Genomic DNA, 12,337 nt, shown 5'->3' on the forward strand with positions numbered 1-12,337 from the left:
AGAGATGGAGCTATAAGAGTCTAGAGAGTATTTGCTTATCAAAATATATATTCTGGAAAATAAACGAAAAATATACTATGTTATAGGTTGATAGGTGAAAGGATTACATCGTCCATCAGATGAGAAATAATCATATTAAACCGAAGGAGAAACCATATGTCCATTCAACCGACTGCTTTACGTTCAGTGCTTAACCCCAGGTATCTGGAGTCTGCATTGAGTAATCAATATGACATTGGAACATGGGAAGAATGTTTGTTTTGGCTTAGAGGATTAAATGATACCTACCGGGTTCGCACGTCCAGTGGCATGTACATTCTCCGTATCTACCGCACTGAAATCATGGAGGCAGATGTTCAGTATGAGCTTTCATTATTGTCTCAACTCAAGAACGTTCTAGGTTCTGCGGAACATACCGACATTGGAGAATACATCGAGAAGAAAGATCATACGGGATATACGGTGTTGGAGGCTGCGGAAGGCAAGCGGGTTGCTGTAATGTTTCGGTATATTGAGGGTACGGAGAACAACCTGGAGGATGAGGAGTCTTGTTACGCCTTTGGTCAATCTGCCGCTGAATTGCATGAGGCTATGGATCAGGTGAACATGGAGCTGCCACGATATGAGCTGGATCTGAAGTTACTTATTGACGAACCTCTTGAGCGAATTATTCACTATATCGGTGAGAACAATGAAGCAGCAGCATTTCTCCATACGTTTGCCACAACATTAAAAGAACGCATCGTTGCCACTTCCAGGCAAGACCTGGACTTTGGTCTGTGCCATGGCGATATGCATGGGAATAACAATGTATTTCAACAGGAACATCAGTTCATCCATTATGACTTCGAGTGGGCAGCCAAAGGCTGGCGTGCCTATGATTTAGCTCAAGTGAAAGTTCGAAAAAGACAGTCTGATGAACGAAAAGCAGCATTATGGGAAACGCTCATGGCAGGATATCGTTCAGTCAGAAGCTTCTCTGCCGAAGATGAGCAGGCGGTTGATCTCTTTATTGTTGCTCGCCGATTCTGGGTGATGGGACTAGATGTTGCTTTTATTGAGAGTGATACGGGTGCGCTGGACTATGGTTCGGATTGGCTGGATAGTTTCGTGGAAGAATTCCGGGAAGCAGGTATCGTTAGTTAATCATTCAATGAAAAAGAGAATATAGTTACCATCATCATGCCGCCATTCTGGCGGCTTTTTTAGTTTGAATGAACGTACATACCTGTGTGCTGTAATACGTTTACTCTGCGAATTCAACAGGCTTGTCATTGAATTTGTACCCGACACCCCGAATTGTACGGATATAGTGTGGCTTGGCCGGATTTTGTTCCAGCTTCTTCCGCAGATTATAGATATGTACCATAACTGTATGCGTATCGCCCATATGCACATCATCCCAGAGCAGCGAGAAAAGCTGTTCATTTTTGTATACGCGGTTAGGGTTCTTCGCAAGATGAAACAATAATTTGAATTCCTTGGCCGACAAAGCAATGGGTTTGTCACCGACGAGTACACGATGGGTAGCTGGGTCGATGAGTAGTTGATCAAATACCAGCGTTTCATCCACCTGTTCCTCTTGTTTCTGTGGCATGTTGTTTCTCCGAATATGAGCCTTGACTCGTGCAATCAGCTCAATTGGACTAAATGGTTTGGAGATAAAGTCGTCCCCTCCCAGCCCAAGTCCGATGACTTTGTCTGTGGCTTCATCCTTACAACTTACGAACAAAATAGGCACATTACTCGTTTTACGAATCTCGCTACAGATCTGAAAACCATCCATCCCAGGCAACAGCACATCCAGGAGTACAAGATCAGGTGAATGCTCCTGTGCAGCTCGAAGTGCCTCCACGCCAGTGTATGCAGATATAGTCTGAAAACCTTCCCGTTTCAAAGACATCGTTAACAATTCATTGATTTCATGATCATCATCGACGATCAAAATCGTGTTTTTCAAAGACATAGGGCTTTCATTCTCCTTATGTATATCGCTTTGGTCAAAGTCCGTATCCTTCCAATCGTTCGTCGAAAGTCCTCGATGTATTCTGTTTCAAGTATCGCATGTGGACCGGGATAAGTCGATTGGATACACAAAATTTGATATGAAATTGAGGTTAACTTGAATTTCAATTTATGGTCTTGATGATTAGGCTCCTTCTATAATTAATGATATTAAAACTTGGGCGTTCCAGGTTTGAGCTCTGGAGGGAGATAGGTCTAGTGAATGGAAGTGGGGGGAATCGCCTGAAATGGGTGTTGTGGAGTGTGGTACTGCTTGGTGCACTGGTAATCAGTGGGTGTTCATCTGACACTGCGCCAGACCAGATCAGAGAAAAGACGCTTGGAAGCTCATCAAATGAAGTCATCGTGGGAGCTGTATGGCCTTTTGAAAAGCAGAATGAACAATTCCGTGAAGGACTTCAGTTGGCGCTGGAGCAGATTAACAAAGAGGGTGTTCTGGGAGGGAAAAAAATTAAATTGCTGGAGATGGACGATGGCGCTTCCACGACAAAGGGCATGGCCATTGCGCAGCAATTTGCCGATAATTCCTCCGTCAGCGCGGTCATTGGACATCGGGGTTCTTCCGTAACCGTACCGGCTTCACGTATATATGCCAATGCGGGCATTGTACTGTTGTCTCCGGCATCGACCTCGCCCAAACTGACCGATGTGAGCAGTCCTTATATTTTTAGAAATATACCGAATGATAATCAGATCGGGCAATCTCTTGCCCTGTATGCTGCGGGCACGAAACATGAGAATATCGCAATCTACTATACCGATGACGAGTATGGTAGAGGGCTCGCGAATGCATTTGAACGTCAGGCTACCCTATCCGGACAGAATGTGGTTGACCGCGTATCCGGTTATAAGGACGGAGCCGACATGATGCGGATTGCGAATAAATGGGAAACACTGGACACGGATCTGATCATGGTAGCGACTAGGGCTGACGAAGGCATTACGTTTGTCAAAGCAATCCGTGCGGCGGGTATGGATACCCCTATCATTGGGGGAGATGCGCTTGATTCGGCTGAGTTTGCACAAGGCGGCGGGTCCGTAGAAGGCACAATAGTCGCTTCCGTATACGATGATCAGGGACAATCGACCGTCAATCAAGATTTTCGATCAACCTATATTAAACACTATGGTAAGGCACCGGACAAATGGGCAGCACAGGCATATGATTCACTGAAATTACTCGCTGCGGGTATAGAAGAAGCAGGTTCACGAAGTCCGAAAGCGATAGCAGAAGCTTTGTCCGACCTTACATCTTGGGAGGGGGTTACGGGTGAACACTTTTTTGATACCCAGGGTGATGTTCAGGGAATGAGCATTGTAATGAAGAAGTTACAGCAGGGCAAATTTCAGACCCTGAATGAGACGCCCGTTTCAAATTCATCACGAGATTCAGCGAAAGGGGGAGGTCAGGATGAATAAACAGGTTTTTCGAAAAGTAGCCCTTGAGCGGCTGTCTTCTCCTGAACAGCTGGATAATCTGGTACGTGTCACCTCTCCCCGCGGCTGGTTGATGCTCATCGGAGCAGGTTTAATTCTGGCAGCTGCGCTGTATTGGGGAATCTTTGGCACCATGACCACGATGGCAGAAGGACAGGGTGTATTGATTCGGCCGGGCGGCCTAAAAACGGTACACACCTCTTCAGAAGGCGCAATCTCCGATATTGCAGTGGTGGAGAATGATACGGTTCAGCAAGGAGAGGTGATTGGTCGGATCGAGCAACCGGCATTGCTTGACCAGATCAGGCAAACGAAGCTTGCTATCACCAATCTGCAAAGTGCCTCATCTCAAGGCAAGTCAGGGCGTGTTGCGGAGTTGGGCAAGTTAAAACAGCAGCAGGAGCAGCAGTTACTGAACTATGAGTACCAGACTCAAGTGGTCAGTCCTTACACAGGAAAGGTCACCGAGGTGTTAGTTAAGAATGGAATGTATGTGGGTGAAGGAACGGAGATGTTCCGGATGGAGACCTACGGGTCTCAGACGGATGAATTAATAGGGGTTATGTATGTGCCCGTAAATCAAGGCAAGCAGTTACTTCCGGGCATGGAAGTCCGTGTCTCGCCAAGTACCGTTAATCGTGAAGAATATGGCTCCATGATCGGGCAGGTCGTTTCGGTATCTGAATTCCCCGTAACGGTACAAGAGTTACAGTCTACATTAGGTAACGAGGGTCTTGTAGAGCAGATGGCCTCACAAGGTCTCTCGCTGGAAGTACGCGTGAATCTCTCACCTAACTCGGAGTTGTCGAGTGGATATAACTGGACAACGAAACAAGGTCCGCCTGTGCGTCTGAATAGCGGAATGACGATGGATGGAACCATTACGGTTCATTCGCAGCGACCGATTGCAACCGTCATTCCCTATTTCAAATGAGGAGTCAATATAGTCGAACAGGCATAGGGAGGATGATGGAGTAGTGGCCCCAAGAAGAGTGAAAACGCCGACGGTATTACAGATGGAAGCTGTAGAATGCGGAGCTGCCTCACTGTCGATCGTACTTTCCTATTACAAAAGTTTCATTCCGCTGGAGGAGCTTCGGATATCCTGTGGCGTGTCCCGTGATGGCAGTAAAGCGAACAATATTCTCAAGGCAGCAAGGCAATATGGAATGGAAGCCAAAGGGTACCGTAAAAATCCCGAGGATCTGAGAAACATGCCATGGCCGGTCATCATCCACTGGAACTTCAATCACTTTCTAGTATTGGAGGGCATTCAGAAGGATCGGGTGTTCCTCAATGATCCGGTTACGGGCCCGCGGGAGATTACCTTTGAGGAATTGGATCAGTCGTTCACGGGTGTTGTACTGACGATGAAGCCTGCGGAGGGTTATGTCCCACAAGGCAAAACGTCAAGTCTGCTTAGCTCTCTCTCCAGTCGAATCAAAGGTTCGGAGAAGGCACTGGTCTATGCGATTATAGCAGGATTGTTTCTGGTTCTGCCCGGTCTGGTCATTCCGGTGTTCAGCAAAATTTTTATTGATCAGGTTTTACTTGGACATCTGAACAATTGGTTATTCCCGCTTCTGGTTGGTATGGGAATAACGGCGCTGCTGCGTGCATTGCTGATTTGGCTGCAGCGCTACTACTTGCTCAGACTGGAGATGAAACTGGCTTTAAGCTCATCCAGTCGTTTTTTCTGGCATGTACTCCGGTTGCCGATTGAATTTTTTTCCCAACGGCATAGCGGAGACATCGCATCAAGGGTGGCCATCAATGATCGGGTCGCGCAGCTGTTGTCTGGACAGCTGGCAGTCGCTGCACTGAATTGTGTCATGATCCTGTTTTATCTGCTCCTGATGTTGCAGTACAGTGTATTGCTAGCTGTAGTTACGGTAGGGGTATCCCTGCTTAATGTTATATTCATGCAATTCATCACACGTAAGCGCAACGATCAGAATCTGCGCCTGTTGCAGGAAAGCGGCAAGATGCAGGGTGTCTCCATGAATGGACTTCAGGTTATTGAGACGTTGAAGTCCAATAGCTCTGAGTCTGATTTTTTCGTCAAATGGTCAGGTTATCAGGCAAAACTGTTGCAATCCAATCAGCAATTTGGCGTATCCAATCAGTTTCTGATGTCTGTTCCCACACTGTTGACCAGTCTGGGGGCTGTTGCCGTGTTATTTTTTGGCGGTTTTCAAGTCATGGACGGGGCGTTGACCATTGGTTCGTTGGTTGCTTTTCAAAGTCTTGCGGCAAGCTTCAGTCAGCCTGTGAATGAGATGGTCATGCTGGCAGGAACGATTCAGGAAGCAGGAGGAAGCATGAAACGTCTGGATGACGTGTTGCAATATCCGGTGGATCGTCAGATTCAATCGGATCTGGATGAAGCAGACGAACAGAAGGACCGTGCCAAGTTATCCGGTCAGGTACAGATCAGTAATCTGACATACGGATACAGCAAGCTGGAGGCACCGTTAATTGACCAGTTTAATCTGTCTATTCAGCCAGGTATGAAGGTGGCTCTGGTGGGCGGTTCGGGCAGCGGAAAATCCACGATTGCAAAACTGATTGCCGGAATATATGAACCATGGGAAGGTGAGATTCGATTTGATGATCTGCGTCGGGATGAGATCTCCAGGCATCGGATGGGCAATTCCCTGGCCGTTGTGGATCAGGAGATTGTGCTGCTTGAAGGCACGATCAAGGAAAATATTACATTCTGGGATGCAACGATTCCAGAGACGGATGTCGTTCGTGCAGCCAAAGACGCCGTCATTCATGACCATATCGCAGAACGTAGCGGTGGGTATGACCACATGATTTCGGAGAATGGCGGTAACTTCAGCGGAGGACAGAGACAGCGGCTGGAAATAGCCAGAGCCCTTTCAGGCAACCCGTCGATTCTGATCCTGGATGAGGCGACGAGTGCACTTGATCCGGCAACAGAGAAATTGGTCGATGACAGTCTTCGGCGCAGAGGTCTGACCTGTATTACGGTGGCTCACCGTTTGAGTACCATCCGGGATGCCGATGAGATCATTGTACTGGAACGCGGGAAGATAATTGAACGGGGAACGCATACGTTTTTGATGGAGCAAAACGGATATTACACCCGTCTTATTCAGAGTCAGTAACAGGGGTGCAGAAGGGGGTGAAAGCGTGGCAGAGCCGATCAGGCCGAAAATGGAGTCATTTTTTACAAAGGTTGGAACGATTCATGATGTGGAAGGAAATAACCCTATTCTGATCACGGATGAGAACAGTGTATGGTACGTGGCTTCCGGTTACGTGGATATATTCGCTGTAGTCATGGAAGGAGAGAACGCCGGAACAAGACATAAACGCCGTTATATGTTCAGTCTGGATGAGGGAGCGCTCTTGTTCGGCTTTGACAATGGTCAGATGGTGGAGCGAATGGGCTTGTTGTTAACAGCGTCTGTCGGTACCAAAGTATTCCGGATAGATAAGGAGTTACTCCTGAACCGAAGAGTAAACGACCAGTGGGATAACGAGTGGCTGGCATCCAGGGTAGATCAGTGGGTTGGTAGTTGGTCGGCAGCACTGAATGTACGGAATTCACCACTTGAATTTACACTGTTGGAACCTGGGGAAGATCAGAATCTGATACCTGATCAGACCTGGAGGCCGATGCGTACCGTATGGATTAAAGTACAGGATGGCATGGTACTCTGGGGGAAAGAACATCCCGTTACTACAGAAGATGCTTGTTACATACCCGTAACGTCCTCGGGCTGGCTGGAAACGCAACAAGCGGCTGTGGTCGATGTAAAAGTAACACAGTCCTGGTTACCCACAGATCCGTCACTTCACGGGTTATATGCCTTCCATCGATTAGTCGCCAACAGGCTTGCGGTCGTGGTTGCCAAGGAACGCTTGCAGGAACAGGAACGCTTGCAACAGCGTACGGAGCATGATGATTCCTTAATGGACCATGCGCTCAAAAAACTGATTGCCGTTACCGGGCCGGATGAGCAGCAAGTTGTCTCTTTTTATTCTACTGATCCGCTTTACCCGGTAGGCAAGATCGTTGGGGACTATGCTGGTATCGTGATGAAGCCTGTTACACGAAAATTAAAAAGCCAATCGAAGCGTTCACCTGTCCAGGAGATGGCGGAAGCTTCCGGTGTGCGTTCCCGCCAGGTCGTACTTAAAGGGGAATGGTGGGAAGCGGACAATGGACCGCTTGTTGGATACCTGGAGACATCAGGCGAGCCAATTGCATTAATCCCGGCAGGGGCCAATTCTTATCGCTGGGAGAATCCATTGCACGGGGAAAATGGGTTCGTTAATGATGAAATGGCGGCTACCATACAACCGATGGCGTACATGTTTTACCGGCCTTTTCCCGCGCGCGAGCTTGGCATCAAAGACCTGCTTCAGTATGGTGCTCACCACTCGGTTCGTCGGGATCTCGTGATGGTGATTCTGATGGGGGCACTGGCTGGATTACTGGGCATTATGGTCCCGCTCGCCAGCGGTATTCTGGTGGATACCATTATACCGGAGTCTTATCGAGGGCCGTTGGTACAGATGGCCTTTATCCTCATCGCGGTCGTGTTATCGATTGCCTTGTTCCGACTCGCAGGTTCACTTGCCGCGCTGCGTATGGAAGGACGCGTGGAGAATGCGGTTCAGGCTGCCATCTGGGATCGATTGCTGAATCTGCCGGTTTCGTTCTTCCGAAACTATTCAGCCGGGGATTTGGCTTCCAGAGCGGGAAGCATCAATGCGATTCGGCAGCTGTTATCCGGTGCAGTAATCAGTTCGCTGCTAACAGGTGTGTTCTCCATTTTTCAATTTGCATTATTGTTCCGGTATAGTCCTGTTCTTGCCTTGGTGGCGGGTGGTCTTGTCCTCATCTCCATGTCATTTACCTTTGCGATTGGCCTGCTACAGGTACGTTACCAGCGCCGATTGTTGGAGCTTCAGGGACAGATTGCCGGAACAGTACTTCAGCTATTGAACGGAATGAGCAAATTTCGGATGGCAGCAGCCGAGAACCGGGCTTTCTTCTTGTGGGCCAGAGCATTTGCGGAGCAGAAAAAGTGGTCCTATAAAGTTCGGATGCTGGATAGCTTCTCCAGTGTCTTTCAAGCCTTTTTCCCATTGCTGACATCAATGGTGTTGTTCTACCTGGTGGTATCTACCCGTTCAGAAATGTCGGCAGGACAGTTTATCGCCTTTTTCGCTGCATTTACCAGCTTCCTTATGGCCATGCTCGGTATGGCTACAGCACTATTATCCGTGGTGAACATTATTCCATTATATGAACGAGCCAAACCCATTCTCAAAACGTTACCTGAAATCCATGATCAGTTGGAAGATCCGGGTGAGGTGAGTGGAGCGATCGAGATTCGCCATATCCAGTTCCGGTATGAAGAGGATCAGGCACTTGTGTTGAACGACCTGTCGATGGATATCAAATCAGGACAATATGTAGCCTTTGTCGGGGCATCAGGCTGTGGAAAGTCTACCTTGATGCGATTGTTACTGGGTTTCGAACAACCTCAGAGCGGTTCTATTTATTTCGATGGTCAGGATCTGCGTTCGCTTGATATCAGCTTGCTTCGGAGTCAGTTCGGCGTGGTGTTACAAAATAGCAAACTGATGTCCGGTGATATCTTCACGAATATCACAGGAACGTCGGATCTGACGATTCAGGATGCTTGGGAGGCCGCAGCCATGGCTGGATTCGATGATGACATCCGCAGCATGCCGATGGGCATGCACACCGTAATTTCCGAAGGTGGAGGTACACTATCCGGTGGGCAACGGCAGCGTTTAATGATTGCCAGAGCCATTGCCAAACGGCCGAAGATTCTCTTTTTTGACGAGGCAACAAGTGCATTGGACAACCGGACACAGCGTATTGTCAGCCAAAGCCTCAGCAAGCTTCAGGTGACAAGGATTGTGATTGCACACCGGCTCAGTACGATTACGCAGGCGGATCATATCTATGTATTTGATAAAGGGAGAATCATTCAGTCCGGCACCTATCAGGAGCTGATGGAGCAGAATGGGCTCTTCGCGGAACTGGCCAGCCGTCAGCTGGCCTAAGATTTGAACTAAACTTGAAGTAACCTTGAGCGTTGCTTGAAACTGGGCTGTTATGCTGAATAAGGTAAGAAACCAAATCGATCTATTGGAGGAATCATTACATGAGTTGGACAGAAGAGCAGATTCAAGAAACGGTAAACGCAGTTATGGCTAAGGCAAGTTCGGATGCAGCATTCCGCGCATTGGCTGTAAGCGACATCTACGCAGCAATTCAGCAAGAAACGGGTCAAGAAGTACCACGTGAGTTCAAAATCAATGTAGTAGATGGAACAGGTTACCACGCAACGATTGTATTGCCAGAAGCACGCGGCGAGGCGGATGAGTTGACAGAAACCGAGCTGGAATCTGTGGCTGGTGGTAGCAAAGACGGCGCAACTGATTTCTTCAATGGCGTGGGTAGTATTGCCGAGGATGCAGCAAGAGCAGCCATCCGTGTTGGAGAGAATTACGGTAACGCACAAGCCAAGTAGTCTTCCTTATATACTTCATACTTATATTAAAAAGCATGGAATGAATTGGAGTGTGATCCCCTACCCAGGTAGGATCGCACTCCAAATTGCTTAACACGAGCCGAAAGGTCCGCTGTCTGAACAGGAATTCAGTGCAGCAGTCACCATGGCTACAATGACGAACAAGAGGTGCCTGCGTGTCAAGGAAGACAGCTTTCTCATTGAAATGGATCAAATCATTCTGGATGATTGTGCTCTGTATGGTATCTGGAATTGCGGCAGGATTATACGTTCCCGAGTTGGCTCATGCCGTATCACGTTTTGGCGATCTGTATCTGTCCTTTTTGAAGATGTGTGTCATTCCCATTATGATGACCGCCATCATCTCTAGCATCGGCAGTCTGTTTATCCAGAGCGGAGCGATGAAGATGATCGTTCGCATGTGCATGGTATATACCATAGCGTTGATATTCTGTGGTCTGTTGGGTCTCAGTCTTGGTGGAATCGCTCGTCCGGGTGCAGGGCTGCCAGAAGAATCCAAACATGTACTTGGGGCTATTGTATACGATCTGAGCGCCGATAACAGTGCCCTGTCCATCGAAGAGAAGCCGCAGGGGATATTTTCGTTTTTGCTTAACATGATTCCATCCAATATATTCACAGCGCTGACGGAAAACAATACGCTGCAAATCTTGTTTTTTTCCGTGATCGTTGGGGTGGCAGTCGGCATGATGCGGACACCGCAGGGAGATGACGTGCTGAAGATTGCTGATGTATTGTTTGGAGCGTTTCAAAAGGTGATCTCCTGGTCCATGTACGCATTGCCTTTTGCACTCTTCTGTATGATGGCAGGGCAGTTCGCGACACTAAATTTGGATATTCTACCTGCCATGATGAAGTTGATTATGATGTTTTACATTTCCAGCGTGATTCTGATTGTGCTATCTATTGTGATCATGGCTGTAACATTGCGGAAGCCTGTCTGGGTCATCCTGTCTGCATTGAAGGATGCGTTAATTCTGGCATTCGGTACACGGAATAGTATCGCCACCGTTCCGACCTGTATGGAGGCACTGAGTATGAAGCTTCAGCAAGATCCGCGTATCGTACAATTGGTCGTACCTCTGGGCATGATCATGTGCCGTTACAGTATGGTGCTTGTGTATACGCTTGGCATCACCTTTACCGTCCAATTGTATGATTTTGACTTTACGTTGTCGCAGTGGATCGTGGTGCTTGCAGGGGCTGTGGTGATATCGATTGCTGGTGCAGGCTCCCCGGGTGTTGTCTCTATTGGCATGATCGCGGTTATTGCGGAGATGCTGGGTCTGCCTTCCGAGGTCACCATCATTCTGCTTTTGGCTATGAATCCAATTATTGATCCTATCATTACGGCTGCGAATGTATCCATACAATGTCTAACCACTTCACTATTGTCAGCCAGAAAGGATAACTATGATCACTATCAAACGGCTAACACTCCAGGACAGGTTGAAGTATAAATCGTTCATGTTTCAGTGGTTATACAAACAAGTGGAACAGAGCTTGAATGATCCAATGGAATCTGAACGGTTCATGTTAATCGGAGCAGAATCGCAAGGTGTCCCCGTGGGCCTGCTTGTGCTTGAGCAGCGGGGTGGATACGGGCATGCAGTCTTACAGTGTATCTTCGTATCGAAGCCATGGCGCAGGCAAAAAATCGCTACATCGTTGCTCCAGGAAGCACGAATTTTAGGTATGGAGAAAGAAATGGCTACGCTCTCTCTGAGCTATTACTCTGACAAGTCTTCGACGGATACGATCGAAGCTTTATTGCATAAGGAAGGCTGGATACAGCCGCAATGTGAATCAGTCGTTTTCCATATCCATCTTGGAAGCGGAATTGCTGAGGCGACCTGGTTAAGGGAACGAGCTATCCCCAATGGGCTGGAGTTATTTCTATGGGCAGATCAGGAAGAGGGACAACTTAGACAATCCATTGAAACAGGAGAGCTTGATTTCCCTTCATTTTTGTCTCCGTTCAAAACCTTTGCTCCTCTGGAACCAAGCAACAGCTTCGGTATTCAATCTACACAGGGAGTTCAGGGGTGGTCGATGACGTATCGACTGGACGAGGACACGATCTTGTATGATGCACTGTATATTGCGCCGGAATATCAACAGTTCGGTCTGGCTTTTCAGATGCTGGGCAGATCCATCCGGGTTCAAACGGAGGCAGGCATCCCCCACGCGATGTTCACAGTTAACCAAAGTACACCAATCATGATGAAGCTTTCCCGGCAGTGGCTTGCACCGTATTCCTGGAAGACGAGTGAGAAGCGAAGCAGTCATATCCGATTGGGATAAGG

Annotated in this window: 9 protein-coding genes; 8 read left to right on the top strand and 1 reads right to left on the bottom strand. The window is 48.0% G+C overall.

Annotated features, from left to right (window positions below; genetic code table 11):
- Nucleotides 1-156 precede the first annotated feature (156 nt).
- Nucleotides 157-1,146, top strand: coding sequence for a phosphotransferase (locus MHI48_RS04345; protein ID WP_076329530.1), 990 nt, complete (start codon nt 157-159; stop codon nt 1,144-1,146).
- Between the two features lie 100 nt (nt 1,147-1,246).
- Here MHI48_RS04345 and MHI48_RS04350 read toward each other — a convergent pair whose 3' ends face one another.
- Nucleotides 1,247-1,966, bottom strand: coding sequence for a response regulator transcription factor (locus MHI48_RS04350; protein ID WP_076253775.1), 720 nt, complete (start codon nt 1,964-1,966; stop codon nt 1,247-1,249).
- A gap of 257 nt (nt 1,967-2,223) precedes the next feature.
- Here MHI48_RS04350 and MHI48_RS04355 point away from each other — a divergent pair, with 257 nt between their 5' ends.
- The 7 genes from MHI48_RS04355 (at nt 2,224) to MHI48_RS04385 (ending at nt 12,335) form a co-directional block, all read left to right on the top strand.
- Entirely contained in the window at nt 2,224-3,444 is a 1,221-nt protein-coding gene (locus MHI48_RS04355; RefSeq protein ID WP_076329529.1) for an ABC transporter substrate-binding protein, read from the top strand.
- Nucleotides 3,437-4,396, top strand: coding sequence for an NHLP bacteriocin system secretion protein (locus MHI48_RS04360; protein ID WP_076329528.1), 960 nt, complete (start codon nt 3,437-3,439; stop codon nt 4,394-4,396). The genes MHI48_RS04355 and MHI48_RS04360 overlap by 8 nt, the downstream gene beginning before the upstream one ends.
- A gap of 43 nt (nt 4,397-4,439) precedes the next feature.
- Nucleotides 4,440-6,596 (top strand): NHLP family bacteriocin export ABC transporter peptidase/permease/ATPase subunit, encoded by a 2,157-nt coding sequence (locus tag MHI48_RS04365; protein ID WP_076329527.1) that lies wholly within the window; start codon nt 4,440-4,442, stop codon nt 6,594-6,596.
- A gap of 25 nt (nt 6,597-6,621) precedes the next feature.
- Nucleotides 6,622-9,540: an NHLP bacteriocin export ABC transporter permease/ATPase subunit gene (locus MHI48_RS04370; RefSeq protein ID WP_083677559.1), complete on the top strand. Its 2,919-nt coding sequence runs from the start codon at nt 6,622-6,624 to the stop codon at nt 9,538-9,540.
- A gap of 101 nt (nt 9,541-9,641) precedes the next feature.
- Nucleotides 9,642-10,010, top strand: coding sequence for a hypothetical protein (locus MHI48_RS04375; protein WP_017690595.1), 369 nt, complete (start codon nt 9,642-9,644; stop codon nt 10,008-10,010).
- A 176-nt stretch (nt 10,011-10,186) separates the two neighbouring features.
- Nucleotides 10,187-11,491: a dicarboxylate/amino acid:cation symporter gene (locus MHI48_RS04380; protein ID WP_405143159.1), complete on the top strand. Its 1,305-nt coding sequence runs from the start codon at nt 10,187-10,189 to the stop codon at nt 11,489-11,491.
- 7 nt (nt 11,492-11,498) lie between these two features.
- Nucleotides 11,499-12,335 (top strand): GNAT family N-acetyltransferase, encoded by an 837-nt coding sequence (locus MHI48_RS04385; protein ID WP_405143161.1) that lies wholly within the window; start codon nt 11,499-11,501, stop codon nt 12,333-12,335.
- Nucleotides 12,336-12,337 lie beyond the last annotated feature (2 nt).

Origin of the sequence: Paenibacillus sp. FSL H7-0942 (genome assembly GCF_045040715.1) — a bacterium.
Taxonomy (GTDB): Bacteria; Bacillota; Bacilli; order Paenibacillales; family Paenibacillaceae; genus Paenibacillus; species Paenibacillus amylolyticus.